Raw genomic sequence first — 24,691 nt, forward strand, 5'->3', positions numbered from 1 at the left:
GTGGCTGGGTCTCGAGCTCTCCCTCTCGACGGGCGCCGTGACCGCGCTCCTCGACCGGCTGGCGACCGCCGGCCACGTCGACCGGCTCGCCAACCCGCACCGACCGCCCCCGCCGGTCCCTCCTCCGCACCGCCCTGATCGGGACGACGACCGCTCTGCTGGCCGTCCTGGTCGCGGCGGCGCTCCTGTTCCACGCGTCCGGCGGACGCTGGTTCATCGTGCAGACGCCCTCCATGGGCACGGCCGCCCCGGTCGGCACCCTCGTCCTCACCGAGCCGACGGCCCTCGAGGACGTCCGGGTCGGCGACGCGGTCAGCTTCCACCCCACCACCACGCCCGACGAGACCTACACCCACCGGGTCGTCGAGATCGCCGACGACGGCACGCTCCGCACCCAGGGCGACATCAACGGAGCCGTCGATCCGTGGGCCACCGGCCAGGACCAGGTCATCGGAGTCGTCACCACGGCGCTGCCGGTGCTCGGCTGGCTCGTGCGCGGCCTGCCGCTGCTGATCATCGGCGCCGTCCTCGTGCAGCTGCTCACCCGCTTCATCGCCTCGCCCACCCAGCGGGCGTCGATGCGGATCCTCGGCCTCTCGCTCGTCGCGTCCGTCACCGTCTTCGTGCTCCGCCCGCTGGTCGGCATCGTCGTCCTCGAGGCCACCGTCGACAGCGGCACGACGAACGCCACGCTCGTCTCGACGGGCGTCCTCCCCATCCGCGTGAGCGCCGAGGGCGCCGACCCCGTCGACCTGGTCTCCGGACAGGTCGGCCGCCTGCAGATCCCGGCGCACGACGGAGACGCCTACGCCCTCTCCTCCGCTCTGCACCTGCCGTTCTGGGGCTGGGTCCTCTTCGTCCTGCTCTGCGCGATCCCGGTGCTCTACACGGTCTTCGTCGGCCTCCCCGGCGAGCCGGAGCGGACCGCCGAGCGCGGCCGCCGCGCCGCCCGCGAGGAGGAGACGGCATGAGCCGGCACCGCCTCTCCGCCGCCTCACCGGCCGCGCGGCTGCGCACCCTCCTCGCCCGCCCGAGGTCTGTCGTCGCCGCCCTCGCCGCCGCCGCCCTGGCCGCCGTGCTGCTCACCGCCCCGGCCACCTCCGGCGCGTACACCGCCTCGATCCTGAACTCGACCAACACGGTCGGCAGCGCCGCCGCGTTCTTCACCTGCGACGGCGCCCTCGCCGCCGACCGCGGGGCCGCGCTCTTCTCCTACACGCTCGCGCAGCCGAGCGGATCGACGACCGCGCCCGACACGGACTCCGGCCAGTACCCGGGCACCTACCGCTCCACCGGCCTCTTCCCGACCGCGATGGTCAGCTCCGCCGCGACGCCCAAGGCCTGCCCGCGCGACGCGGGCGGCTCCTGGACGCCGAACGGCACGAACCAGTACCTGAGCACGCCGCTGGAGATCAGGAACCCCGGCACCTTCAGCACCGAGATCTGGTTCAAGACCACGAACGCCGGCGGCAAGCTCTTCAGCTTCAGCGCGGGCGCCACCGCTCCCGGCGGCCAGTACGACCGCCACACCTACATCGGCGCCGACGGCAAGCTCGTCTTCGGCGTCTACAACGGCGCCGCGCAGACCATCACGAGCACCCGAGCCGTCAACGACGGGCTCTGGCACCACGTCGTCTCCACGCTCTCGCCGACGGCGGGCATCGCGCTCTGGGTCGACGGCGTGAAGGTCGCCTCCAACAGCACCTACCGGACGGCCGAGAACACGACGGGCACCTGGAAGATCGGGTACGACAGCCTCGGCGGCCAGTGGCCGAACGTCGGCTCCTCGTACTTCGGCGGCAGCCTGCGCTACGCCGCGGTGTACTCGACGGTCCTCACGCCGGAGCAGATCCAGACGCACTACGCGGCAGGACGCTGAGCGATCGGCCCGGTCGGCGGCGCCTCCGCAGCCCTAGGGTGAGCGGATGACCAACCCCGCCCTCTCGCGCCGCGCCCGCTTCCACCAGCGGTTCCTCGTGGAGGAGCGCGTGATGGCCCCGGAGGCGCGCCGCGGCCTCGACCGGGCCGGCTTCGGCCTCATCGGCGTCGGCGTCGTCCTCTTCGCGGCCTTCACCGCGCAGGTCGCGAGCGGCACCGGCCTCACCGTCCTCGATCCGGTCGTCGCCGAGTGGTTCCGCGAGAAGCGCTCCGCCGAGGGCACGGTCGTGATGGACGCGCTCGCCACCGTCTTCGGGCCGGTCTACCTGCCGGTCATCATCCTGGCGGTGCTCGTGCTCTGGTTCGTCCTCGCCCGCCACCTCTGGCGGCCGATCCTCCTGGCCGGCGGCATGCTCGTCGGGATGCTCAGCGTGCAGCTGGCCGCTCACCTCGTGATGCGGATGCGCCCGCCGGTCGAGTACATGCTGCTCGGGCCCGACGGCACGTTCTCGTTCCCCTCCGGCCACGTCACCGGCGTGAGCGACTTCTTCCTGATCACCACGTTCCTCCTCGCCTCCCGCCGCTCCTCCCGGAGCTGGATGATCGGGGGCTTCGCGCTCTCGCTCGGGATGATCGCCGGCCAGATCGTCGCCCGGCTCTACCTCGGCTACCACTGGCTGACCGACACGCTCGCCTCGGTGTCGCTCGCCCTGATCGTGCTCGGCTCGGTGATCGTGATCGACACCCGCCGGACCGCGGTCGTGCGGGGCCACGCGGACTGACCGGCGCGGCGCCTCCCTCTGCGGCGAGGAGCCGACCGCGGGAGCAGGCCCTGTCGTCAGCCCCGGTCGGCCGGATCCTCCTCGGTGACGATCGGCACCGGCTCCGTCACGCCGATCGTGCTGACGATCGGGACGATCCCGGTGCGGGTGAACGGCTCCTCGGCGGCCGGCGCCGACTCGTCGGACAGCGGTGGGGGGTCGACCGCGGCCGGCGCCGACGGGTCGGACGCCGGGAGGCCGGATCCGCTGCCCGACGCCGTGGCGTCCTGTGCGGTGTCCGCCTGCCCGGCCTCGGCGCCGTCGGGGTAGAGGACGTCGGCGGCGAGGGCCTGCTCGATCCCGCGGTCCCGGCGGGTCCGGGCGCGGACCGGCGCCACCGCCCGCACGATCGGGGTGCGCAGGCGGCGGTAGGCGATCCGGCCGAGCGTGACTCCGCCGGCGAGGCCCAGCGCGATCATGCCCGCCTGGAGCAGGAGCTCGATCCCGGCGCTCGGGCCGGCGTTCGAGGTGAGGCCGAGGACGCCGCGGTAGAGGGTGAGGCCGGGCAGGAGGGGGACGATCGCGCACGCGGTCGTCACCACGGCGGGCACCCGCATCCGCTCGGCCAGCATCTCGCCGAGCAGGCCGATCGCCAGCGCCGGGAGGGCGTTGGCCATGAGCGGCGCGAAGCCCGAGGTGGTCAGCGAGTCGGAGACGAGGAACGCGCCGGCTCCGGTGAGGGCGGCGATGAGCGCGGGCCGCGGAGGGGTGTGCGACGAGAGCGCCCAGGCGCCGGCCGCGACCCCGGCGCCGAGCACCTGCACGGCGGCCGGCCAGGGGCGGGCGTAGGAGTCGACCAGCACCAGCTCGACCCCGAGCGAGCGCGCGCCGTCGAGCACCACAGCGATCCCGACGACGATGCCCAGCGTCAGCAGCCCGACCTCGAGCAGTCGGCCGCCCGCCGTGATCGGGAACCCGTTGATCGCGTCGTCCGCCGCTCCCACGAACGAGAGCCCGGCGAGGAGCACGACCACCCCCGACGCGACGACGAGCGCGGGCGGCAGAACCGCCAGCTCCACGGGCAGCCGCGGCACGACCGCGAGCAGCACCACCGCCACTCCGGTCGCCAGCGCGGCGCCCGCGATCTGCTGGAAGAAGGCGGGCAGGCCCCAGCGGGCGAGCAGCTGGTTGACCAGGTCGATCGCGGCGGCCGTCGCGGCGGCGAGGAGCACGACGAGGGGTCCGCCCCCGAGCAGGAGCGCGACGCCCGCGGCCATCAGCGCGAGCGTGAGGGTGACGACTCCGCGGCGGTAGCGGTGCGGCTGGACGAGGATCGCGTCGAGCCGGTCGTGCGCGGCCTCGAACTGGTGGCGGGCCTCCTCGCGGGCCTCGGCGGAGTCGACGGCGTCGGCGACCCGCACCTCCGGCGAGCCCTCGGTGATGGCGGTGACGAGCGCCGTCACGCGGGCGAGCCGCTCGTAGTCGGCGCTGCGGGAGGGGACGACGCGCAGCACGCTCACGCTGGGGGAGTCGTCGCCTCCGTCGTGCACGACCAGGATCGACGTGAAGGTGAGGTCGACCTGGCACTCGATGCCGTAGGCGCGGCACACCCGCTGGATCGTCTCGGTCACCTCGGCTGCCGCGGACCCCAGCGAGAGCAGCGTCTCGCCCAGCCGCACGGCCAGCTCGAGCACTCCGCGGACCGTCTGCTCGGCGAGGAGCGCGCGCTGCGCTCGACGGCTCACCGGGGCCGCGGGCCGCTGCCCGCCGAGCTTGCCGACGACCTGCTGCAGAAGACGAGGAGAGCGCACCGTCCAGGGTAGGCACGCGGGGGCCGGTCCGGGGACGGCTTGCGGCGGCTTTCCCGCGGATGCCCGGGCAGCAGCCCTCAGAAGCAGGCGAGCACCCGGGTCGTCAGCCAGAGGGCGGCCTCGAGCTCGGTGTGCAGCTCCCGGCCGAGGGCGAGCCAGCGCTCCTCCGCCTCGGCGCTCCTCCAGCCCTCGAACACGTCGCATCCGGCGGCCCAGAGCTCCTGCCAGCGGAGCAGCGGTCCGTGCAGGGCCTCCGGGACGCCGATCGCACCCGGATCGTCGATCGGGCCGTCGACCGCCCAGAGCGGATACTCCGCGCAGTGGTCCGGGTACAGGCGGAGGTCGGCGAGCCGCCCCTCCCGATCGGCCCGCGCGCGGGCGAGGGTGTCCTCCTCGGTCGCGAACGGCGGGACGATCCACTCGATCTGCGTGACGGGATCGACGACTCGGCGTTCCACGGCTCCTCCTCCGCTCCTCGATGCGCGCACGACGGTAGCAGGGCCGTTCCGCGCCGCATCGGAGGGGGCCTGCCTACACTGGCGAGCGACTGCGTCCGCGAACGGGCGGGCGGGGCGAGGGGTGGGAGCGCATGAGGGTTCACGAGCGCGCGGTGCGGCACGGGCGGCTCCGGCGGCGGTCCGGGGTGCGGACAGTGGTGGTCGGGATCGCGGCGGTGGTCGGCGTCCTCGCCGTCAGCGCCACCTCGCTCGTGGCGATCGCGACGGTGAGCATCAGCCGGAACGTCGCCGACAACGCGGTCGATCTGGGCGTCGCTCCTCCCACCGCCGGGAACGTGCAGATGGGTGCGGTCGAGGGCGGCTTCGACGTCCTGGTGGTCGGCACCGACAACGACGCCACGCAGGGGGACACGTTCGGCGTCCGCGACGACACGCTCAACGACGTCAACATCCTGCTCCACGTCTCGGCCGACCACCGCAGCGCGACAGTGATCAGCTTCCCGCGCGACCTGATCCTGGACCGTCCCGCGTGCACCGACCCCGAGACGGGCGTCGTCACCGAGGCCGCCGCCGGCGTCCCGCTCAACTCCGCGTTCCAGTACGGCGGGCTCGCCTGCGTCAACGACACCCTGCAGCAGTTCACCGGCCTGACGGTGCCCTACGCCGGCTGGGTGTCCTTCAACGGCGTCATCGAGATGAGCAACGCCGTCGGCGGCGTCCCGATCTGCCTCACGGGTCCGATCCTCGACACCGACTCGGGCCTGGACCTGCCCGCCGGCACCTCCACCGTCTCCGGGTCGATGGCCCTCTCGTTCCTCCGCAGCCGCCACGGCGTCGGCGACCAGAGCGACCTCAGCCGCATCTCGTCGCAGCAGCAGTACCTGGCCTCGCTGATGCGCACCGTCCGCTCGGCCGACACCCTCTCGAACATCCCCGCCCTCTACGGACTCGCGCAGGCGACCTCGTCGAACGTGCACCTGTCGACGTCGCTCACGAGCCCGGCGACGATGATCTCGCTCGCCCTCGCACTGAAGGACGTCGACCTCTCGAAGATGGTGTTCGTGCAGTACCCGGCGCTCGATGACCCGGACTATCCGGGCAAGGTCGTGCCGAACGCCGAGGTCGGGGCCGAGCTGATGAACCGCGTCCTGAACGACCAGCCGGTGACCCTCGCGTCCGACGCTCCGGCGGAGGAGGCGCCCGCGGCGGAGGCGCCCGCGGAGGGCGGCGCGGCTCCGACGGATCCCGCTCCCGTCGCCGTCGACGCTCCGGGCCAGACCGCGGCGGAGGAGACCTGCGCGGTGCCGTCCGACTGACCCGACAGGTCTCGCGACGGCGAAGGCGCCCGGGCGGTGTGCCCGGGCGCCTTCGTCGTGCGCGGTGCGCGGCCGTCTACGCGCGGCGGCGGCGGAGCATCGTCAGGGCGAGGCCACCGAGGATGCCGAAGGCGGCCAGGGCGAGCGGCGCGGTCGTCGAGACGCCGGTCGAGGCGAGGACGGGGCGGTGGCCGCCCGTCTGCGCCGCGGGTCCGGAGCCGGCCGGGTGCACTGCGGGCCCGGCGCCGGCAGGGTGCGCCGTGACGGCGGCGACCGCGGCGGAGCAGTCGGCCTCTCCGGCGATCGGGTCCTCCTCCGTCAGCGTGTAGTCGTAGGAGGTGCTCGCCACGAGACCGCTCGACGTGCCGCGGGCGATGACGCAGTAGATCTCGCTCGCCGGGTCCTGCAGCGGGTACTGGCCGAGGGAGATCAGGCTCCAGCCGAGCGCGTCGACGCCGACCTCGAGGCTCGAGCCGCCGCCCGTGAGCGTCTGGCGCGCACCCGAGGTCGAGAAGACGCCGATCGACACGGTCTCGTCCGCGCCGAAGCCGAGGAGAGCGCCACCGCTGGTGGGCTGTCCGTCCGCCGGGGCGGGCTCGGGCGGAGCCCCCTGGGGCCAGATCCGGATCGCGGTGCGCGAAGGGACCTGCTCGAGCGACGACGTCGCGGAGCGTCCGCTGGTCTCTCCCGTGGCGGTGACGGTGAAGGTGCCCAGCTGGTCCGCCATGGTGTCGGCGTCGAGCAGGACGAAGGCCTCGCCCGAGAGCGGGGTCGGCGCGGGGGGCACGAGGGCGGAGGTGCTGCCGTCGGGCGCGGTGAGCGTGACGGACACGTCCTCGCCGCGGTCGAATCCGCGGAACGAGGCGACGACGCCGTAGATCCGGAACTCTCCGACCTGGATGTCCGCACCGGCCGGGAGCACCCCGCCGTCCTCCCGGTTCTGGAAGACGACGCTCGTGTCGGGCTGCGTCACGGTCAGCTCGACGGCATCGGAGGCGACACGGGCGCCCGAGGCGTCGAGTCCCTCCGCGACGACGGAGATCGTCTCGCCGGGGAGCGGGAGGTGGGGGTCCACCGCGACGCCGTCCGCGTCGGTGGGGAGCCAGTCCTGGAGGCGGAGCTCGCCGGAGGCGGTGATCACGCTGGTGGTGACGGCCTCCTCCGAGTCGCCGTCGCGGAGCACGACGACGGCGACGGTGCCGGGCTGGAAACCGGTCCCGGACACGTCCAGGCCGCCGGCCCAGCCCTCCGCCGACGGGATCGCGGAGAACGCCGAGCCCGCTTCGTAGGTGGTGCGGTCGAGGGCGATCGCCAGGGGCGACTGCGCGCTCTCGAGGGGCGCGATGGTCGGAGCCGGAGTGGGCGCCGGAGTCGAGGCCGGCTGCGGCGTCGCCGTGGGCTCCGGAGTCGCGGTCGGCTCCGCGGTGGGAGCCGGCTCGGCCGGTGCAGGACTCGAGGCGGCGTCCGGGACGACCTCGGTGGCCAGAGCGACGGACGGGAACGCGAGCGCCCCCAGCAGTGCCGCAGTGGTGATGACGGTGACGCCGTGGCGTCGTCGCGCAGAGCGCACGATTCCTGCTTCCTCCGAGCCGCTGATCGCGGTCGGCTTCCCCATGAGCGGGGGACGCTCGCCCCCTGTCGCTGAGTGTGTCCTATGCGGAACCTCAGCCGGTGCCGGATCCTGCAACGATCCGATCACGCCGCTCGGCGCGAGGTGAAGGTCCGGTCACGGGCGCGCGCGGCGACCCGGACAGACTGGTGGGCGACGCTCCCCGGGGGCTCCTCAGACCGGCGGCACGACCAGCAGCACCACGCCGATCGCGGCGCTCATCGCGGCGACCACGCACCAGCGCTCCGCTCGGGTCCCCGCGGGACCGCGCGTCCGCGCCACGGCGCCGAGACCGATCGCGAGCACGGCGATGCCGACCTGCAGCGCCACGGTGGTGCGGATCAGCGTCCAGGCCTCGAAGGCGCTCGCTCCGGTCGCTCCGGTGGCGAGCAGCGGCACTCCGCCGACGCCCGTCGGCACCAGCAGCAGGCCGGATCCGATCGCGAGCGCCGCGATCAGGTGGGCGAGCACGTCGTCCAGCGCGGTCCGTTGGGGCGCGCCGATCGGCCCGAGAGCGGCGGCGCCGGGCCTCATCGCGACAGTGCGGAGGTGCATGGGGCGAGCGTAGGACCGGACCGCACCGGAGCGGACCCCCTGCGGAGGCCCCTGTCCGGTGGGCATTCCGGAGGAGGATCGGCGCGTTCTCGAAAGGCGGTGCGAGGCCGGCGATGAGTCCTCGCACGTCGACTGGAATGCATGCTCGTGCAGTTCGATCGAGCGACGCGGGACGAGCGCGATCGCCTCGAGCGGGAGGAATGTCTCCAAGGAGCAGAACTACTCAGGAGGAAAGACGCCGAGGCGGCCTGCGAGAAGCGCAGACCGCCTCGGCGGGAAGTACTCAGCCCTTGTCCGCCTGATCGGCTCAGAGAGCGATGTAGTTCCCGTTGTCGTGCAGAAGGAAGCTCTGAGCGCTCTCGGGAACGACGTAAGCGGTGTATCCGGTGAAGCTCGAGCCCGGGTACAGGGTCGGCCCGTCCGACATCGACGGCATCGAGTCGCCGAGGATCACGTACTCGTTGTCGTAGCGATTGCCCTCGGGCGTCGCCAGCGAGAGATCGAAGCTGGCGAGAGAGGGCTCGACGCCGTCGGGGTCGATGCCCGTCATCGTCAGCTCGACGACGACGTACTTGAACCCTGCGGGCGCCTCGTCATTGAACATGTTGCCCTCCGTCACGAGAGCGCCGGCGTTCGCGTCCACCACCTTCGCGGTGAGGCTGTACTTGTCTCCTCCGAACAGTCCCTCGGCGACGTAGGGCTGGGGGAGCGGCTGCTGCGCGGAACCGTCCGCGGTCGGCGCGGCCGCCTCGGTCTGCTCCGGTGCCGGCTCCGGCTCCACAGCGTCCTCGGCGGGCGCTTCGGCCTGCTCGGCAGGCGCTTCCGCGGCCTCCGATTCAGGCGCGGCTGCGGCCGGAGCGGGGTCGGCCGGCTCGACCGCCGCCGTCTCCGACGACCGCGTGTCGGAGGGGACGAGCGAGAGAGTGGTGGCGAAGATTCCGCTGATCAGGGCGACGGCTCCCAGTGCGAGTCCGGTGACAGCCAGGCCCTTCGGCTGCTTCCTCAGCAGAGCGAGAACGGCGAGAGCGACCGCTGCGATGGCGAGGACGAGACCGAGGCCGGGGACCAGACCCGTCAGGAAAGCGAGGATCCCGAGGACCAGCGCGAGGATGGCGAAAGCTGCGGGGCCCTTCGGCTTCGGGGCAGCGGAGGCACCCCAGGAAGCGGCGGTCGGCTGGGTCTGCTGGAAGGAGCCGTAGCCGCCGGGCTGTGCGGGAGGCGGCGGCGGCGCGTCGTCGTGCCAGCGCTGACCGTCCCAGTAACGCTGCTCATTGTTCGCGTGGGGAGCGGGATACCAGCCGGCGGGCGTCTCGTGGGGCATTCTCGTGTTCTTCCGGATTCTCGATGAGTGATGGCGCAGTGAAAGCACTCGCGCCGAGCGCGTCTTGTGGGGAGTGCTCAGGAGTATGTCAGAAGCGCGTCGAGCGGCCGACAGTCGATCCACGACACTTCTCGTGGAGCATCCGGCGAGAACCGACGGGAATGGATCCTCGAATTCCGCCGCGCCGATATCACCCGCCGGTGCAGAGATCGGATTCAAGGCTCTTCGTGCGCTCTCCGGTCGCGATTCGGCATCGGAGTGATGATCGGACGAAGATCGGTCGGCCTCATGGGTGCATCCACCCGGCACCTCGGCCTCGGGCACTGTCTCGGGCAGGATCAGGGGATGCTCCTGCAGACGATCACCACCGGATCCGGACCGCGACACGTCGGGCTGGTGCACGGGCTCGGTGCGTCGGCGGCGACCTGGGGGCCGTTCGTCGAGCGGCTCGTCGCGACCGGCCGTCACACCGTCACCGCCGTCGATCTGCGCGGGCACGGCGAGAGCCCGCGGGCCGAGTCGTACCGGATCGACGACATGGCCGCCGATCTGGTCGAGACGCTGCCGGCAGGGCTCCACAGCGTGGTCGGCCACTCGCTCGGCGGCGCGGTGCTGCAGCGTGCCGTCGCCGGACTCGCGCCCGGCCGGGCCGTCTACCTCGATCCCGGGTTCGCCCTGTCGCTCCCCACGAGCGGCCTGCGCGGACGGCTGTTCTGGGCGGCGCCGCTCCTGTCGCTGGGCATCGCCCAGCTCGGACAGGCGCGGGCGAGCGCCGCGGTCCGCGCCGCCTACAGCCCCCAGACCCGCGCGCTCCTCGACGACGCGAAGAAGCGGTTCGACGTGCGGATGGCCGTCGGCGTGTTCCGGGACGTCGCCTTCCACCCGGTCCCGGTCGAGGCGCCGGCGGTCCCGTCGACGATCGTGCTCTCCGACCAGTCGCCGGCGGTGCTGCCGGACGCCCTGGCCGCGCGGCTCGAGCAGCGGGGCTGGCAGGTGCGCCGGCTCCCGGGCGTGCACCACGACATGCAGCTCGAGGACCCGGACAGGACGTTCGCCGCGATCGCCGACGTGCTCTAGCCGCGAGCCCCTCCGCGGGTCGGGCGCCGATGAGCGGGAACTACCGGCACATCCGCCCCGACGACCGCGGCCACGGGCGGCTCCGGACGGACGGACGCTCGAGCCGTCTGCGAGAGTGCTGGCATGTCCCCGCAGTCGTTGTCCGAAGCCGATCGTCGCCTCGTCGCCGCGTGGGCCGCCGACTGCGCGGAGAGGGTGCTCCCCCTCTTCGAGGCCGAGGCCCCCGACGACGTCCGGGCACGGGACGGCATCGCCCGCGCCCGAGCCTTCTCGCGGGGCGAGTCGGACGCGGCGGGGGAGATCCGGCTCCGCTTCGTCGCGGGTCGTGCGGCGCAGTCGGCGATCTCTCCGGCGGCGAAGGCTGCGGCGCGGTCGGCGGGACAGGCGTCCGGCGTCGCCCACATGGGAGCTCACGCGCTCGGCGCCGCCGCCTACGCAGTGAAGGCGGTCGGGCTGGCCTCGACATCTTCCTCCAGTCCGGCGGCTTCCCCGCGACCGTCGCCGACCTCGAGTCGGACGAGTTCCTGGCGCAGACCCCCGAGTACTTCGGCGGGCAGGCGATCAACGAGATCCTCGTCGAGGCGTCCCGCACCGTCAGCACGGGCTGGCAGTACCTGCCCTTCCAGGTCTACGCCAACAGCGTCTTCCCGGACACCGTCGGTCAGTCCTTCGTCAACCACGAGGACATCGGCAGCGGACTGATGGACTGGCAGGACCAGCTCGTCGAGTACGGCGACCAGCAGGGCTTCTCCGTCAACAAGTGATACGGAGTCGCTGAGCGATACGAGAGCGCGGCGCGGGGCTTCCCCGCGCCGCGCTCTCCTGCGCGGTCGAGGGCGCGATCGACTGTCCCGCGACAGCCGCCGCGCTCCGCGGGACCGGAGAGGATCGGCGCGGAGCGATCAGGGCCGGTACAGGACGGCCGCTGTGCCGCGGACTCCCGGCCGCACCTGGAACAGCGCTCCGGCGAGAGGGTGCGCGGCGGCATCGGCGGGAGAGTAGTCCTCGCGGGACGTCGTGATGAACAGGGTGTCCAGATCGGGTCCGCCGAAGGTCACGCTGGAGACCTGCGGGGCGTCGACGTTGACGACACCGATCAGCTCGCCGGAGGGGTCGTAGCGATGCACTGCCGAAGCACCCCACATCGCTACCCACAGCGCCCCCTCGTCGTCGATCGTCATGCCGTCCGGGCTCCCTGGCCGCGACGACAGATCGAGCGATCCCTCACGACGGAGGGCGGACCCCTCCGTGAGATACCGGTCGATGCGGTGGGTCGGGGTGTCGATGTAATGCATCGTGCCGCCGTCTGGGGACCAGGCCAGACCGTTGGAGATCGTGACCTCGGGGACCGCCTCCGTGACGACGCCCTGGTCGAGGGCGTAGAGGGAGCCGGCGCCCGAGCGCTTGTCCATCGCCATCGTGCCGAACCAGAACCGGCCGGCCGGATCGACCTTCCCGTCGTTCATGCGCCGGTGCACGCCGTCGCGCGGAAGGACGTCGACGACGGGGGAGACGGCGCCCTCTGGGGAGAGGGACCACAGGCCGTCCGCAGCCGCGACGAGCCAGCCGCCGCGCACGTCTCCGACGACGGCGCCCACGGGACCGTCGAAGGCGATCGGGGGGCGGAGCAGGAAGCTCGTACCCTCCGGGGTCGCGGAGCGGACGAGTCCCGCGTACTGGTCGACCCATATCAGCGTGTCGCCGCGCGGGTCCCAGAGCGGGCCCTCGGCGTGATGCGACACGGGCGGGATGCACACCGCGGCCTCCCAGTAGGCGGGGACGGCGGAGCTCATGCGCCGCCTCCCGGCGTCGCCGCGACCGCGTCGTCCGGGTGCTCCACGGGCTCCTCCAGGCGGCCCCGGGTCTGATCGACGAGCGCACGGGTGAGGCCGACCGCTGCTGCGGCGTCGCGTGCGGTGAGCGCGTCGGCGAGCCGGACGTGGATGGCCAGGGCCCGCTCGCCCTCCTCGTCGAACACCGGCACGCTGCCGGAGTAGCGCAGCCGGAGGGCGGCGAGGACGGTGTCGGAGAGCTGCGCGAGGACGGAGCTCGAGGCCGCGACGACGATCGCGGAGTGGAAGTCGAGGTCGGCCCGCGTGAACGCGGCGACGCGCCGGTCGCGGTAGGTCGCGGTCATCTCCTCGGCGGCCCGGACGATCGCGGTCAGCTGCTCCTCCGTGCCTTGGACCGCGGCGAGCTCCGCCGCCGCCGGCTCGATGATGGTGCGCAGCTGCATGAGCTCGCGGAGCTGGATCTGCGCGTCGTCCGTGTGCGACCGCCAGGCGATGACCCGCGGATCCAGGAGCTGCCAGTGCTCGCGGCCGAGGACGGTGATCCCCACCCGCTGGCGGGCGACTATCATCCCGAGCGTCTCGAGGATGCGCAGAGCCTCTCGGATCACCGACCGCGAGACGCCGTGCTCGCGGGTGAGCGTCTCGATGTTCAGCACTGTGCCCGTCGGCGGATCTCCACCGACGATGGCGGTGCCGATGGTGTCGACGAGGGAGCGTTGATGAGTCATGAGACGGGTGGGACCACTCCCTCGTAGGCGCGCTGCGGGAGCTGCGTGGCGAGCTTTCCGCCGCTCACGTCGATGAGCGTGCCCGTGATGTAGTCGGCGGCGTCGCTCGCGAGGAACACGAGCAGATCGGCGATGCTGTCGGCGGTGCCCCAGCGGCGGAGGGTCAGCGTGTCGAGCAGCCGGTCCTGAGCCGCCTGGGGCATCGTCTCGAAACCGTTCATGGCGCTCGGGATCATACCGGGAGCGTAGGCGTTGACCGTGACGCCCCACGGCCCCAGCTCGCCGGCGAGCACCCGGCTGAACTGCACGACGGCCGCCTTCGATGCGCCGTAGGCGGCCGCGCCCACCGAGGGGACGATCGCCGCGAACGAGGCCGCGTTGAGGATGCGTCCATGACCGGAGGCCTTCACATGCGGAAGCACCGCCTGCGACATCAGGAACACGCCGCCGACGTTCACGTCGAAGCAGCGGCGCCAGGCGGCCAGATCGAGATCCTCCACCCGGCCCTCGACGTTGATGCCCGCGTTGTTGACCAGGACATCGATACCGCCGAACTCCTCGGCGACGCGAGCGACGCCGCTCGCCACGGAGTCGGGCTCGGTCACGTCGCCCTCGATCTGGAGGACGCCCTCGGGCGCGCCCTCCGGGAAGGCGACGTCGAACGCCGCCACCTTCGCACCCTCGAGGGCGAACCGCTCAGCGAGCACCCGCCCGATGCCCCGGCCGCCACCCGTCACCAGGACGACCCGATCAGTGAGATCCATCAGCATGTCCTACCCCCGTCGTTCTGAAAAGTCTGCTTATTATAGATCTCATGGACGCGGAGATGCGAGTCGCCTGGGTGACAGGAGCCGGAAGCGGAGTGGGGCGCGCCTGCGCGACGGCCCTGGGGGAGCGGGGGTGGACCGTCGCCCTCTCGGGGCGCAGGGCGCCCGAGCTGTCCGAGACGGCGGGACTCGTCCGCGCCGCAGGCGGCACCGCCCTCGAGCTGCCGTTCGACGTCGCCGCGGACGACGCCCGTGAGCGCGTCGAGGCGATCGCCGCCGCGACCGGCACCGACCGCCTGGACGCCGTCATTCTCTCCGCCGGTGCCAACACCCCGCGGCGGGCGTGGGCGGACCAGTCGATGGCGGAGTTCGCGAGCGTCGTGCAGACCAACCTCCTCGGCGTCGTCCGCAGTGCCGACGCCGCACTTCCGGGACTGCGCGCCGCATCCGGCGTGATCGTCGTGGTCTCCTCGATCGCGGGATGGCGCCCCTCGCCCGGCGCCGGAGTCGCCTACAGCGCCGGGAAGACGGCGCTCGCGCCGGTCGTCCGCACCCTCAACGACCAGGAGGCGGACTCGGGCGTCCGCGCGACACTCCTCTGCCCCGGGGACATCGACAGCGACTTCCTGCGCCAGCGGCCCGAGGTCCCCGGCGCGGCGGCCCGCTCGGTGATGCTCGCGCCCGCCGATATCGCCCGCTCGGCGATGTTCGTGGTCGACGCACCCCGCCACGTGCGGATCGACGAGCTCGTCATCTCCCCGCTCTCCCAGCGCTCCGCCTGATCGCGCTCGACCCGCGCTCGACCCGACCCGACCCCACACGACCCGCGGTCGCCGTCTTCACTGCGCCCGGACACCGACGAGAGGCTCCCATGAACCACCGATGGCTCCGCACCGGCGAGGAGCGCACCCCGCGCATCTCCTTCGGCGCCGACTACAACCCGGATCAGTGGCCGCGCGAGGTCTGGGCCGAGGACGTCCGGCTGATGCAGGAGGCCGGGGTCGACGTCGTCTCCGTCGCCATCTTCTCCTGGGCGAAGATCCAGCCCGCCCCCGACCAGTGGGACTTCGCCTGGCTCGACGAGGTCCTCGACCTGCTGCACGCCGGAGGCATCGGAGTCGATCTGGCGACGGCGACCGCCTCCCCGCCGCCCTGGCTCACGCTGGCCCACCCGGAGATCCTCCCCGTCACCGCCGACGGCAGGATCCTCTCGCCCGGGGGCCGGCAGCACTGGCGTCCCACCTCGGCGGTCTTCCGAGCGCACGCCCTCGGGCTCGTCGAGCGCATCGCCGAGCGCTACCGGGACCACCCCGCGATCGTCGCCTGGCATGTCAGCAACGAGCTCGGCTGCCACAACGCCTGGGACCACTCCGAGGACGCCACGCGGGCGTTCCGCACCTGGCTCGAGCGCCGCTACACCGGCATCGACGGCCTCAACGCGGCGTGGGGGACAGCGTTCTGGTCGCAGCGCTACAGCTCGTTCGAGGAGGTGCTCACTCCGCGTCTGGTGGCGGCCCTGCCGAACCCGACCCAGCGCCTGGACTTCCTCCGTTTCTCCTCCGACGCCCTGAAGGAGTACCTCGTCGCCGAGCGCGAGGTGCTGCGGCGGATCACCCCCGACATCCCGGTCACGACCAACTTCATGATCATGGAGGGCAAGAACCACGCCGCCTACGACGACTGGGCGCGGGAGGTCGACTTCGTCTCCAACGACCACTACCGCTTCGCCGGGGAGCAGTCCTTCGACGAGCTGGCCTTCTCAGCGGCGCTGACCTCAGGCGTCGCGCAGGGATCGCCCTGGTTCCTGATGGAGCACTCGACCAGCGCGGTGAACTGGCAGCCGGTCAACCAGCCCAAGCAGCCGGGGGAGATGGCGCGCGACGCCCTCACCCACGTCGCCTACGGCGCCGACGCCGTCTGCTACTTCCAGTGGCGGCAGTCCGTCGCCGGAGCGGAGAAGTTCCACTCCGCGATGCTGCCCCACGCCGGCGAGGACAGCCAGCTGTTCCGCGACGTCGTCCAGCTGGGGGAGCGGCTGCGCCGGCTGGACGATGTGGCGGGGAGCCGGCGCGAGGCGGCCCCGGTCGCCGTCCTGTTCGACTGGGACTCCTGGTGGGCGAGCGAGCTGGAATCGCACCCCAGCACGCTGCTGCGCTACCGACGCGAGGCGCTGGACTGGTGGCGCGCGCTCGCCGACGCGGGCGTCCGCGCGGACGTGATCACCCCGGGCACCGACCTGACCCCGTACGACGTCGTCGTCGCTCCGATGCTCTACCTCGTCTCCGGGCGGACAGGTCGCGAGCTGACCGGCTACGTCGAGGGCGGCGGGAACCTGATCACCACGTACTTCTCGGGGATCGCCGACGAGAACGACCACGTCGTCGCCAGCGGCTACCCGGGTGCTCTGCGCGACCTCCTCGGCATCCGAGTGGAGGAGTTCCACCCGCTCCTCGAGGAGGAGCACGTCCTGCTGGAGGGTGACCTGCGCGGATCCCTGTGGAACGAGGGGATCCAGCTCCGCAGTCCTGAGACGCGGGTGGTCCGCCGCTACGCGACAGGACCGCACGCCGGCGAGCCGGCGGTGACGCGGCGCGCGGCCGGAGCGGGCAGCGCCTCCTACGTCTCGACCCGTCTCCGAGGGGGTGACCTCCTCGATGTCGTCGCCGAACTTCTCGAGGCCGCCGGAGTGGCCTCCGAGCTCCCGTCGGAGATGGTCGGCGCCGTCTTCCACTCGCGGCGGACGATCGACGGCAGCGGATTCGATTTCTACATCAACCGCACCGACCGCCGAGTCCCGCTTCCCTCTGATGAGCCGGACCTTTTCGAGCAGCGGGCTGTTCCTCCGAGGGGAGTCGCAGTGGTTCGTCGGATCGGCAGCCCACTCCGCTGACAGCGAGCCGGGCGGCGCTGCTGCTCGAAGCGCTGATCCGCTCGATCGTGCAGCGCGCGGGGGCCGTGCCGCATCGCGACCGGTCGCCGGGAGCCGGCGCGTCCTGATCGGAGGCGGGCTCACCGGTCCGGTCGTGCCGACACCCCCCCCCGACGCAGGAAGGGCCGCCCCGAGGGACGGCCCTTCCCGCGACTCCGTCGGCCCGCGCTCCTCCAGAGGAGCCGGGCCGACGAGTGCTCAGTGCTGGCGGATCCTGTCGATCAGCTTCCCGCCGAGGTCCTTGACCTTGTCGGTGATGGGGGTGCTCGACTTCGGGCGCTCGGTGACGGTGAACGGCAGGGTGATCGCCTTGCCGGTCTGGTCGCCGGTCACCGTGACGCTGTAGTCGCCGGGCGTGGTGGGCGCCTTCGCCGTGACGGTGAGGCCGCCGCCGGCGAGGTCGCGGGTCGCGGTGCGGTCCGTGAAGAGGGGCGCGGAGCCGATCAGCTGCGTGTCCCCGTTGAAGCCCTTCGCGGTGAGGGTGACGTCGGCTCCGGGGGCGAACGACGAGCCGGAGAGCTCGGCGGTGGCTCCGAAGCTCATCGAGCGGATGTCGCGGTCCACTCCGAGCGCGTTCGTGATGGTGAAGAACGTGTCGGTCTGGTCGGTGAGCCCGGCGACGTTCGCCGCGCCCGGCCCGTAGGCGGCGATGCGCAGCTGCGTTCCGGTGTGCTGCTGCGATCCGCCCTCGGCGGCGGTGCCGTACGACACCTTCATGGTGCTGCCGTCGGCGGTCTTCAGCGCGGTGCTGAGCGAGGTCGGCGGGGTGGAGTCGACGATCTGGCTGGAGTGGGCGTGGTCGGCGGTGACGATGACGAGGGTGTTCCCGTCCGCCTCGGCGAACGCGAGCGCGGCCTGGACGGCCTCGTCGAGGTCGACGGTCTCGCCGATCTGGCCGCACGCGTTCGCGGCGTGGTCCTGCTTGTCGATGCTCGCGCCCTCGACCTGGAGGAAGAAGCCCTTGTCGCCCGTGTCGAGGAGGTCGATCGCCTTCTCGGTCATGGAGCGGAGCGTCGGCTGCTCGGCCGGACGGTCGGGGTTCGCGACGCAGGTCTGCGGGGCGGCGTCCGCTCCGCCGACCGTCGCCGGGGTGGGCGCGTAGCGGACGGGCAGGTTGCCGGAGTTGAACAGTCCGAGCACGGGCGCGTCCTGGTCGGCGACGGTCAGCGCGTCGAGCTGCGCGGCGGTGGCGGGAGTCGTGGCGTCCCCGAGCACCTGGAAGCCGCGCTCCGCGGCCTGCTGGAACAGCGGCTCGCCGCTCCAGTCGCCGGCGCGGGCGACCTGCGCGAAGCTGGCCGACCCTCCGCCGAGGGTCAGGTCGGCGCGGGTGTCGAGGATCTGCTCGCTGATCGAGCCGAGTCCGCCGTTCTCCAGCGCGTCGTCGCCGCAGCTCGCGCTGTCGGGTCCGTAGCAGCTGCGGGCGTCGACGTGGGCGGCCTGCACGGCCGGGGTGGCGTCCTGGATCTCGGCGGTGGTGACGTTGCCGGTCTTCAGGCCGTTCGCCTTCGCGATCTCGAGGAGGGTGTCCTTGCGCTGCTGGTCGATGTCGACCGAGATGGCGTTGTCGTAGGTCTTGGTGCCGGTGGCCCAGGCGCTGCCGGTGGCGGCGGAGTCGGGCACGTAGTCCGGGGCGCCCTTGACGGCGCCCGTCGCCGGGTCGTCCGCGCGGTAGAGCGAGTAGGTCGTGTACTGGCCGGTGATCGGCAGGGCGTCGATCCCGGGGAAGCGGCCGGCCGCTCCGTACTGGTAGTTGCGGGCGACGGTGATCTCCGAATCGCCCATGCCGTCCCCGATGAGGAGGATGACGTTCTTCGCGTCCTGCTCCTTCACCGCTGCGCGCAGCGAGTCGGAGAGGTCGGCGTCGACCGGGGAGATGCGGGCGGCTCCGCCGGTGGCGGAGAGGTCGGCGGCACCGACGGCAGTGGCGGCGCCGGGTGCGGCCAGGGCGGCGGCGCAGACCAGAGCAGCGGCCGAGAGGGCCAGAGCGGAGCGTCCGCGGTTCGCGGAGCGGAACAGTCGTGTCACGTCGTGGACTCCTTGAGAGGTGAGACCCCGGAAAGGGGCACGCTCATCTCACTCCTCATCGCCGCATCGGTGGGTGAACGGTGATGCATAGCTGAGTGAACTTTCCGACGAGGGCTCTCGGCCCCGGCGGCCCGCCGGAGCGTCCTGCCGACCGGCGTCCTGCCGACCGGCGCTCACCGGGAGCGTCGGTCGGCAGGGGCGCGGTCGCCGGGAGCCTTTCGGGTCAGCGCTGGACGAGCGGGACGGCGATGTCCGTGACGTTCGCGCCGATGGCGCCGAGCGGAGTCGCCGTGCCGTTCAGCAGTCCGATCTCGTAGAGCGACCCGTTGACGGCGGCGAGGCCGACCGAGCCGATGGAGCTGCCGTTGCGGAGGACGGAGTAGATGTCGAAGCCGGTCGCACCCGCTGCGTCGAGGCCGAGCTTCCCGGTCGGCGCCAGGGTGCCGGCGTTGGCCGGGGACTGGATGGCGATCTGGTCGAGGGCCGTGTCGAGGACGAACAGGGTGGTCGCGCTGTTCGCGTCGAGGTCGTTGTTCGTGTACGCGGCCCCGGCGACACCGGTGGCCACGGCGGGCGCGGCGTAGCTGAGCGTGCCGTCGGCGACCGTCGCGGCGCCCGCGGTGGCGAACGGCTGACGGAGGTTCTGGCCCGTGTCGCTGACCACGCGGAGCGCGTTCGCGGCGGGGTTGAAGTCGACGCCGAAGGAGGTGCCGCTCAGCGCCACGGTGAGACGGGTCACCTGGGTGGCCACGCCGGTGGACGGGTTGATGGAGTAGACGCCGGCGCTCGCCGCGTTGTCGCCGACGCCGTAGAGGGCGCCGTCCTGGACCCGGTAGTCGATGCCGATGAGCGCGGTGTCGCCGCCGGTGAGGCCGGTGACGGCGACGCGGTTCGTGACCTTGCCGGGCTTGGTCGGGTTGAACTGCACGAGCTTCGTGCCGCCGTCGGAGAGTCCGACGACCCGCAGCTTCGCCGCTACGGAGCGGACCGCGTTGATCAGGTTCCTGTCCGACGCGCTGCTGGAGTCGCTGGTCGCCGCGGCGGGAGCGACGCTGCTCGCACCGGCGAGCACGGGTGCCACCGCCATCACGCCCGCGACGGCGACAGCTGCGATACCGACTCTGATGTTCCTGGTCATCGTGCACTCCTCGAGACTTGCGGTCGCCGGAGATCGGCGGCTCGGAGGGGGATACCGTCCGGAGCGCGCGAGCGTTCATCCGATCCGGAGATCCGTGCCCCGTCACTCCAGAGAGCCGTCGGCGAACCGGCGGAGCGCGGCCGCGTAGCGGTCCGGGTCCCGGTGGTCGCTGTCGGTCAGGAGCAGCACCGAGCCGGAGACGGCGCGCGTGTACTCGCCGCGGCAGGGGAGGGTGACCACCGTCCTCAGTCCGGCCACCCAGGCGGGGACGAGGGAGCCGAGGCAGCGCCGCTCCGGGGCGGCGTCCAGCGGGACGTCCCGCGCGTCCATCCGGGCGGACCGCAGCTCGTCGTGCCAGGCGCGGAATGGGGCTCCAAGGGAGTCGTCGCCGAAGTGCTCGCGCCAGCCGGGGCCGCGAGCAAGGTCGAGGAGGCGTGCGCGCTCGGGCGATCCGTCGGCGGTGCTGGAGAGCCGTCGGAGGAGCGGGCCGGTCTCGACCGCCAGATGCTCGACGCAGTCCTGCCACAGCTGAGGCCAGGCGCGCTGCTCGTCGGCGCCGGGCTCCGCCGACCCGACCCGCTCCGGGGACCGCTCGAGCGGCGGCGGCCCGTCGCCCGCCGGGGTGAGGCCCCGCGCCTCGCGGATCCAGAGGAGCTCGAGCAGCGCCGAGGGGTTGTCCTCGACCGTGATGACCATCTCCGACGGCCAGGGGTCGCCGGGAAGGGGACGGGATGCGCGCATGGGAGGGGCTCCTTCCGAGGGGATGAGGTCGGATCGTGCCGGAGAAGGCTCCAGGGAGGCTGGGCCCGCGTCGGCCGACGCGCCACTCCTCCGTGCGCCCAGCGGCGTCGCCGGTGATCCTCCTCGCCGGCGGTCGAGGACGGCGCCGAGCGCCCCCCGAATGTCGGTGCCCCCGACCTACACTCGGACGCGTTCGAACACACGTTCCATACCACGAGGAGGGAGTCGACCATGAGCGTGACCGTCGTGGAACGCATCGCGACTCCGGCCTCGGACGCCGTCGCCGTCACCTTCCTCGTCACCAGCGAGGCGGTGGCGGCGGGGTTCCCGTCGCCGGCGCAGGACTACTTCGACGGGTCCCTCGACCTCAACGACCACCTGATCCGCGACAGGACGTCGACGTTCATCGTCCGCGTCTCGGGCGAGAGCATGGTCGGCGCGGGCATCAGCGACGGCGACGAACTCGTGGTCGACCGGTCGATCACGCCGACGCACGGGAGCGTCGTCATCGCGATCCTGGACGGCGAGCTGACCGTCAAGCGCCTCGAGCTGCACCCCGGGGGAGTGGTGCTGCGGGCCGAGAACCCGGAGTACCCGCCGATCCACGTCGCCGAGCTGAGCGACCTCCAGGTGTGGGGCGTCGTCACCGTCTGCCTCCACCGGCTGCACCGTGCGCTCTGAGCGGCGCATCGCCCTGGTCGACGTGAACTCGTTCTACGTCTCCTGCGAGCGGCTGTTCGATCCGAGGCTCGCGGGCCGGCCGGTCGTCGTCCTCTCGAACAACGACGGCTGCGTGGTCGCCCGCTCCGACGAGGTGAAGAGGCTCGGGATCGAGAACGGCACGCCCTGGTTCCAGATCGAGCCGCTCATCCGCTCCGGTCGCCTCCCGGAGGTGATCGCCCGATCGAGCAACTACGAGCTGTACGGCGAGCTGTCCGCGCGCGTGATGGAGCTGCTGGGCCGCTACTCCGCCTGGCAGGAGGTGTACTCGATCGACGAGTCCTTCCTCGGCGTCGACGGCGACGTGGCGGAGCGGGCGAAGATCGGCCGGGCGATGCGGGCGGCCGTCGCGAAGAACGTCGGCCTGCCCGTCTGCGTCGGATTCGGGCCGAGCAAGACTCTCGCGAAGTTCGTCAACAAGGGCGGAGCGAAGAAGCACCCGCGCCTGGGGGGCGTCTGCGACACCGACTGGTACACGCCCGAGCAGCTCGACGCGCTCATGGCCTCGCAGCACGTCACCGAGCTGTGGGGAGTCGCCGGCCGCACAGGGAAGCGCCTCGCGGAGCTGTCCATCCACACCGTCCGCGACCTCCGCGACGCGGACCCCGTGCTTATCCGCAAGAAGTTCTCGGTCGTCCTGCAGCGCTCCGTCTACGAGCTGCGCGGCGTCGACTGCATCCCCCTCGAGGCCGCCCGCACCGTCCGCGACCAGCTGATCTTCTCCCGGTCGTTCGCCACTCCCGTGACGACGATCTCCGACATGGAGCAGGTGCTCTCCGTCTACGCGCAGCGCGCCGCCCACCGCCTCCGCGCTCAGGAGTCGGTCACCAGGACGATGAGCGTGTTCGCGTCGACGTCGCCGTTCGCGGACGCGCCGTACGAGTCCGCCGGCGGCCTGGCCGGCTTCCCCGTCCCCACGGACGACCCGGTGGCGATGGTGAGGGCCGCGATCGGCACCCTGCGCCCGCGGCTGCGGGAGGGCGCGCGCTACGTGCGGGCCGGCGTCATCCTCACGAACCTGTCGCCGCGGCACTCCCACGCGCTGCTCGAGATCTTCCACACCGCCTTCGACACGAAGGGCCTCGGCGCCACCATCGACGCCGTGACGAAGCGCCACGGCCGGTCCGCGGTCGGCCTCGGGCTGGCGGGCATCCGCACGGGGCCGGTGTGGACGATGAAGCGCGACGCCCTCTCGCTCCGGGCGACGACGCACTGGGGCGAGCTGGCGACGGCCCACGCGCGGTGAGCCCGCCGGCGGGGAGATCGGGTCATCCGACGCGTAGGCGCCCGGGGCGCTCTCGGGCAGGCTCGTCGCCATCGACGAGTGTCGGTGCGGGGACGGCGGGAGGACCCATGGCCGAGAGCTGGCAGGACGCATCGGTGCGGGGCGTCGCGATGATCGAGAACGAGCTGGTCGTGCGCGACTTCCTCGAGGTGTGGAGCGCTCGCGACAGCCGCCAGCTCGTCCCGTTCCTGCATCCGGAGGTCGTCTACAGCGCGTCGAGCTCGCAGGAGATCGCGGGGCGGGCGCGGGTCCTCGAGATGTGCGACGAGGTCCACCGGGCGTTCACCGAGATCCGGATCGCCCTCGTCACGATCGCCGTCGCCGGCAGCGTCGTCCTCACCGAGCACGCCCTGCACCTCCGCTCGGACACGGGGGAGGGCCACTGGCTCCGCTGCTTCGGGAGCTACGAGCTCCGCGGAGAGCAGATCGTCACCTGGCGGCAGCTCCATGGGTGAGGGCCGCGCGTGACGGCGGTGACCGGCCCCGCGCGCCTCAGGCTCGCCCTGGTGCTGCTGGCCATCGCCTCGGGCGCGACCGACGCGTTCGCGTTCCTCCTGCTCGGCGGCATCTTCACCGCGAACATGACGGGCAACCTGGTGCTGCTGGGGCTGTACCCCCGCTCCGCCTGGCTGACGACCGCGGCCGGAGCGGTCACAGCGATCGTCTTCTTCGCCGGAGCGGTCTACGCCGGGTTCCGCACGACCCGGGCGCGCACGCCGTCGACCGGCGACGGGAGACGTCCGCTCCGCGCGATCGCGCTCGTGGGGGTCGTCCTGCAGCTCGCCGTCGCGGTCGCCTGGCCGACGGTGCAGGGCGGCACGTCGCTGCTCGTGGACTGCGCGTTCATCGCGACCAGCGCGGCGGCGCTGGGGCTGCAGACCGTGCTCGCGAAGCGGATCTCCGGCGCCGCAGGCCTGACGACCACGTTCGTCACGGGCACGCTCACGAGCCTGATGCAGGAGCTCGCCGAGCGCTCGTCCGGGTCGAGGACCCTCCAGGCGCTCATCGTCGCGAGCCTCGCGGTCGGGGCCGTCGTCGGAGCGGCGACCGTGACGCTCGCCCCGGCCTGGGCTCCGACGCCGGCCCTCGTGCTCTCGGCGCTCGCCGTCGTGCTGCTCTTCGCGCACGGCGCGCGAGCCGTGCCCGCGGGGGCGGAGCCCGGGGCCCCGCGTCCCGCGTGACCGGAATCAGGCGTCGAGCGCCCACTTCGGCCGGACCCAGTGGCAGGTGTAGCCGCCGGGGTGCTTGCGCAGGTAGTCCTGGTGCTCCTCCTCGGCGTCCCAGAACTCGCCGGCGGGCTCGACCTCGGTGACGACCGGTCCGGGCCAGCGGCCCGACGCGTCGATCTCGGTGATCGTCTGACGCGCGACCCTCTCCTGCTCAGGCGAGAGGAAGAGGATCACGGAGCGGTAGGCCGTGCCGATGTCGTTGCCCTGACGGTTCTTCGTCGTCGGGTCGTGCACCTGGAAGAAGAACTCGAGCAGGTCGCGGTAGGAGAGCTGCTCGGGATCGAACTCGATCTCGACCGCCTCCGCGTGGTCGCCGTGGTGGCGGTAGGTCGCGTTCGGCGTGCTGCCGCCGGCGTACCCGGCGCGGGTGCTGAAGACGCCCGGCATGTCGCGGATGAGCTCCTGGAGCCCCCAGAAGCATCCGCCCGCGAGGATCGCGCGCTCCTCGGCCATCAGACGCCTGCCTTCGTGTCGTGCGCGGACTCGCGCGGAGAGATCATCATGCGGGCAAGTCCATCACGACCGGGGACGTCGCGGCGAGCGTCGGACG

Annotated in this window: 24 protein-coding genes; 12 read left to right on the plus strand and 12 right to left on the minus strand. The window is 72.5% G+C overall.

Going from position 1 to position 24,691, the window contains the following annotated elements:
- Positions 1 to 218 precede the first annotated feature (218 nt).
- Genes C5C82_RS10645 through C5C82_RS10655 form a run of 3 tightly spaced genes read left to right on the plus strand, consistent with a single transcriptional unit; the run spans position 219 to position 2,660 of the window.
- Positions 219 to 971, plus strand: a complete 753-nt coding sequence (locus tag C5C82_RS10645) for a S26 family signal peptidase (protein WP_146085979.1) — start codon at positions 219 to 221, stop codon at positions 969 to 971.
- Positions 968 to 1,879, plus strand: coding sequence for a LamG domain-containing protein (locus C5C82_RS10650; RefSeq protein WP_104317083.1), 912 nt, complete (start codon positions 968 to 970; stop codon positions 1,877 to 1,879). Before C5C82_RS10645 ends, C5C82_RS10650 begins: the two co-directional genes overlap by 4 nt.
- A 46-nt stretch (positions 1,880 to 1,925) precedes the next feature.
- Complete coding sequence (locus tag C5C82_RS10655) at positions 1,926 to 2,660, plus strand: phosphatase PAP2 family protein (RefSeq protein ID WP_104326022.1); 735 nt, start codon at positions 1,926 to 1,928, stop codon at positions 2,658 to 2,660.
- Positions 2,661 to 2,716: 56 nt separating this feature from the next.
- Here the strand turns inward: C5C82_RS10655 and C5C82_RS10660 are convergent, their stop codons facing one another.
- Positions 2,717 to 4,450 carry a threonine/serine exporter ThrE family protein gene (locus C5C82_RS10660; protein ID WP_181110600.1) on the minus strand — a complete coding sequence of 578 codons (1,734 nt, stop codon included), beginning with the start codon at positions 4,448 to 4,450 and terminating at the stop codon, positions 2,717 to 2,719.
- Positions 4,451 to 4,527: 77 nt separating this feature from the next.
- Positions 4,528 to 4,908: a hypothetical protein gene (locus tag C5C82_RS17575; RefSeq protein ID WP_181127036.1), complete on the minus strand. Its 381-nt coding sequence runs from the start codon at positions 4,906 to 4,908 to the stop codon at positions 4,528 to 4,530.
- 131 nt (positions 4,909 to 5,039) lie between these two features.
- Between C5C82_RS17575 and C5C82_RS10665 the strand changes: the two genes are divergently transcribed.
- Positions 5,040 to 6,224 carry an LCP family protein gene (locus C5C82_RS10665; protein WP_104355052.1) on the plus strand — a complete coding sequence of 395 codons (1,185 nt, stop codon included), beginning with the start codon at positions 5,040 to 5,042 and terminating at the stop codon, positions 6,222 to 6,224.
- 76 nt (positions 6,225 to 6,300) lie between these two features.
- Here the strand turns inward: C5C82_RS10665 and C5C82_RS10670 are convergent, their stop codons facing one another.
- From C5C82_RS10670 to C5C82_RS10680, 3 genes are all read right to left on the minus strand, one after another.
- The gene (locus tag C5C82_RS10670) at positions 6,301 to 7,839 is read right to left on the minus strand and encodes a hypothetical protein (RefSeq protein ID WP_104355053.1); all 1,539 of its coding nucleotides are present in this window, start codon (positions 7,837 to 7,839) and stop codon (positions 6,301 to 6,303) included.
- Positions 7,840 to 8,007: 168 nt separating this feature from the next.
- Positions 8,008 to 8,388, minus strand: a complete 381-nt coding sequence (locus tag C5C82_RS10675; RefSeq protein ID WP_146085980.1) for a hypothetical protein — start codon at positions 8,386 to 8,388, stop codon at positions 8,008 to 8,010.
- Between the two features lie 307 nt (positions 8,389 to 8,695).
- Positions 8,696 to 9,709, minus strand: a complete 1,014-nt coding sequence (locus C5C82_RS10680) for a DUF2510 domain-containing protein (RefSeq protein WP_104355055.1) — start codon at positions 9,707 to 9,709, stop codon at positions 8,696 to 8,698.
- A gap of 345 nt (positions 9,710 to 10,054) precedes the next feature.
- Between C5C82_RS10680 and C5C82_RS10685 the strand changes: the two genes are divergently transcribed.
- Both C5C82_RS10685 and C5C82_RS18250 read left to right on the plus strand, forming a co-directional pair.
- Complete coding sequence (locus C5C82_RS10685; RefSeq protein ID WP_104295705.1) at positions 10,055 to 10,786, plus strand: alpha/beta fold hydrolase; 732 nt, start codon at positions 10,055 to 10,057, stop codon at positions 10,784 to 10,786.
- A gap of 123 nt (positions 10,787 to 10,909) precedes the next feature.
- The gene (locus tag C5C82_RS18250) at positions 10,910 to 11,488 is read left to right on the plus strand and encodes a putative immunity protein (protein ID WP_374953777.1); all 579 of its coding nucleotides are present in this window, start codon (positions 10,910 to 10,912) and stop codon (positions 11,486 to 11,488) included.
- A 200-nt stretch (positions 11,489 to 11,688) separates the two neighbouring features.
- On the opposite strand, the gene C5C82_RS10695 is transcribed toward C5C82_RS18250, so the two are convergent.
- The 3 genes from C5C82_RS10695 to C5C82_RS10705 are packed head-to-tail and all read right to left on the minus strand — an operon-like array spanning position 11,689 to position 14,071.
- Positions 11,689 to 12,579, minus strand: coding sequence for an SMP-30/gluconolactonase/LRE family protein (locus C5C82_RS10695; RefSeq protein ID WP_104355056.1), 891 nt, complete (start codon positions 12,577 to 12,579; stop codon positions 11,689 to 11,691).
- Complete coding sequence (locus C5C82_RS10700; protein ID WP_104238877.1) at positions 12,576 to 13,307, minus strand: FadR/GntR family transcriptional regulator; 732 nt, start codon at positions 13,305 to 13,307, stop codon at positions 12,576 to 12,578. Before C5C82_RS10700 ends, C5C82_RS10695 begins: the two co-directional genes overlap by 4 nt.
- Positions 13,304 to 14,071 (minus strand): SDR family NAD(P)-dependent oxidoreductase, encoded by a 768-nt coding sequence (locus tag C5C82_RS10705; protein ID WP_308471104.1) that lies wholly within the window; start codon positions 14,069 to 14,071, stop codon positions 13,304 to 13,306. Before C5C82_RS10705 ends, C5C82_RS10700 begins: the two co-directional genes overlap by 4 nt.
- Positions 14,072 to 14,121: 50 nt before the next feature.
- Here C5C82_RS10705 and C5C82_RS10710 point away from each other — a divergent pair, with 50 nt between their 5' ends.
- Entirely contained in the window at positions 14,122 to 14,856 is a 735-nt protein-coding gene (locus C5C82_RS10710) for an SDR family oxidoreductase (protein ID WP_104223304.1), read from the plus strand.
- A gap of 89 nt (positions 14,857 to 14,945) precedes the next feature.
- Positions 14,946 to 16,964, plus strand: coding sequence for a beta-galactosidase (locus tag C5C82_RS10715; protein ID WP_104295708.1), 2,019 nt, complete (start codon positions 14,946 to 14,948; stop codon positions 16,962 to 16,964).
- A 237-nt stretch (positions 16,965 to 17,201) separates the two neighbouring features.
- Here the strand turns inward: C5C82_RS10715 and phoA are convergent, their stop codons facing one another.
- From phoA to C5C82_RS10730, 3 genes are all read right to left on the minus strand, one after another.
- On the minus strand, positions 17,202 to 19,028 hold the full coding sequence (gene phoA, locus C5C82_RS10720) for an alkaline phosphatase (RefSeq protein ID WP_308471103.1): 1,827 nt from the start codon (positions 19,026 to 19,028) through the stop codon (positions 17,202 to 17,204).
- A gap of 223 nt (positions 19,029 to 19,251) precedes the next feature.
- Positions 19,252 to 20,166 carry a DUF4394 domain-containing protein gene (locus tag C5C82_RS10725; protein ID WP_219813325.1) on the minus strand — a complete coding sequence of 305 codons (915 nt, stop codon included), beginning with the start codon at positions 20,164 to 20,166 and terminating at the stop codon, positions 19,252 to 19,254.
- Between the two features lie 102 nt (positions 20,167 to 20,268).
- On the minus strand, positions 20,269 to 20,907 hold the full coding sequence (locus tag C5C82_RS10730; protein ID WP_104267709.1) for a hypothetical protein: 639 nt from the start codon (positions 20,905 to 20,907) through the stop codon (positions 20,269 to 20,271).
- 231 nt (positions 20,908 to 21,138) lie between these two features.
- On the opposite strand from C5C82_RS10730, the gene C5C82_RS10735 reads away from it, so the two are divergent.
- The 4 genes from C5C82_RS10735 to C5C82_RS10750 all read left to right on the plus strand — a co-directional run bounded on the left by C5C82_RS10735 (position 21,139) and on the right by C5C82_RS10750 (position 24,093).
- Positions 21,139 to 21,588, plus strand: coding sequence for a LexA family transcriptional regulator (locus C5C82_RS10735; RefSeq protein ID WP_104233991.1), 450 nt, complete (start codon positions 21,139 to 21,141; stop codon positions 21,586 to 21,588).
- Positions 21,578 to 22,873, plus strand: a complete 1,296-nt coding sequence (locus C5C82_RS10740; protein ID WP_104267708.1) for a Y-family DNA polymerase — start codon at positions 21,578 to 21,580, stop codon at positions 22,871 to 22,873. The genes C5C82_RS10735 and C5C82_RS10740 overlap by 11 nt, the downstream gene beginning before the upstream one ends.
- A 107-nt stretch (positions 22,874 to 22,980) precedes the next feature.
- Positions 22,981 to 23,367, plus strand: a complete 387-nt coding sequence (locus tag C5C82_RS10745; RefSeq protein WP_104262240.1) for a nuclear transport factor 2 family protein — start codon at positions 22,981 to 22,983, stop codon at positions 23,365 to 23,367.
- Between the two features lie 9 nt (positions 23,368 to 23,376).
- Positions 23,377 to 24,093 carry a YoaK family protein gene (locus C5C82_RS10750; protein WP_104308023.1) on the plus strand — a complete coding sequence of 239 codons (717 nt, stop codon included), beginning with the start codon at positions 23,377 to 23,379 and terminating at the stop codon, positions 24,091 to 24,093.
- A 6-nt stretch (positions 24,094 to 24,099) separates the two neighbouring features.
- On the opposite strand, the gene msrA is transcribed toward C5C82_RS10750, so the two are convergent.
- Positions 24,100 to 24,594, minus strand: a complete 495-nt coding sequence (gene msrA / locus C5C82_RS10755) for a peptide-methionine (S)-S-oxide reductase MsrA (RefSeq protein WP_104226547.1) — start codon at positions 24,592 to 24,594, stop codon at positions 24,100 to 24,102.
- Between the last annotated feature and the right edge of the window lie 97 nt (positions 24,595 to 24,691).

Origin of the sequence: Rathayibacter sp. AY1D5, assembly GCF_002932515.1 — a bacterium.
Classification (GTDB): domain Bacteria; phylum Actinomycetota; class Actinomycetes; order Actinomycetales; family Microbacteriaceae; genus Rathayibacter.

Coding starts and splice junctions, on each gene's coding strand:
- C5C82_RS10700 (WP_104238877.1), bottom strand. CDS start 13,307: ATGACTCATCAACGCTCCCTCGTCGACACCATCGGCACCGCCATCGTC.
- C5C82_RS18250 (WP_374953777.1), top strand. CDS start 10,910: ATGTCCCCGCAGTCGTTGTCCGAAGCCGATCGTCGCCTCGTCGCCGCG.
- C5C82_RS10665 (WP_104355052.1), top strand. CDS start 5,040: ATGAGGGTTCACGAGCGCGCGGTGCGGCACGGGCGGCTCCGGCGGCGG.
- C5C82_RS10730 (WP_104267709.1), bottom strand. CDS start 20,907: ATGCGCGCATCCCGTCCCCTTCCCGGCGACCCCTGGCCGTCGGAGATG.
- C5C82_RS10680 (WP_104355055.1), bottom strand. CDS start 9,709: ATGCCCCACGAGACGCCCGCCGGCTGGTATCCCGCTCCCCACGCGAAC.
- C5C82_RS10650 (WP_104317083.1), top strand. CDS start 968: ATGAGCCGGCACCGCCTCTCCGCCGCCTCACCGGCCGCGCGGCTGCGC.
- C5C82_RS10695 (WP_104355056.1), bottom strand. CDS start 12,579: ATGAGCTCCGCCGTCCCCGCCTACTGGGAGGCCGCGGTGTGCATCCCG.
- C5C82_RS10710 (WP_104223304.1), top strand. CDS start 14,122: ATGGACGCGGAGATGCGAGTCGCCTGGGTGACAGGAGCCGGAAGCGGA.
- C5C82_RS10715 (WP_104295708.1), top strand. CDS start 14,946: ATGAACCACCGATGGCTCCGCACCGGCGAGGAGCGCACCCCGCGCATC.
- C5C82_RS10655 (WP_104326022.1), top strand. CDS start 1,926: ATGACCAACCCCGCCCTCTCGCGCCGCGCCCGCTTCCACCAGCGGTTC.
- msrA (WP_104226547.1), bottom strand. CDS start 24,594: ATGGCCGAGGAGCGCGCGATCCTCGCGGGCGGATGCTTCTGGGGGCTC.
- C5C82_RS10735 (WP_104233991.1), top strand. CDS start 21,139: ATGAGCGTGACCGTCGTGGAACGCATCGCGACTCCGGCCTCGGACGCC.
- C5C82_RS10745 (WP_104262240.1), top strand. CDS start 22,981: ATGGCCGAGAGCTGGCAGGACGCATCGGTGCGGGGCGTCGCGATGATC.
- C5C82_RS10705 (WP_308471104.1), bottom strand. CDS start 14,071: ATGGATCTCACTGATCGGGTCGTCCTGGTGACGGGTGGCGGCCGGGGC.
- C5C82_RS10685 (WP_104295705.1), top strand. CDS start 10,055: ATGCTCCTGCAGACGATCACCACCGGATCCGGACCGCGACACGTCGGG.
- C5C82_RS10725 (WP_219813325.1), bottom strand. CDS start 20,166: ATGACCAGGAACATCAGAGTCGGTATCGCAGCTGTCGCCGTCGCGGGC.
- C5C82_RS10675 (WP_146085980.1), bottom strand. CDS start 8,388: ATGCACCTCCGCACTGTCGCGATGAGGCCCGGCGCCGCCGCTCTCGGG.
- C5C82_RS10670 (WP_104355053.1), bottom strand. CDS start 7,839: ATGGGGAAGCCGACCGCGATCAGCGGCTCGGAGGAAGCAGGAATCGTG.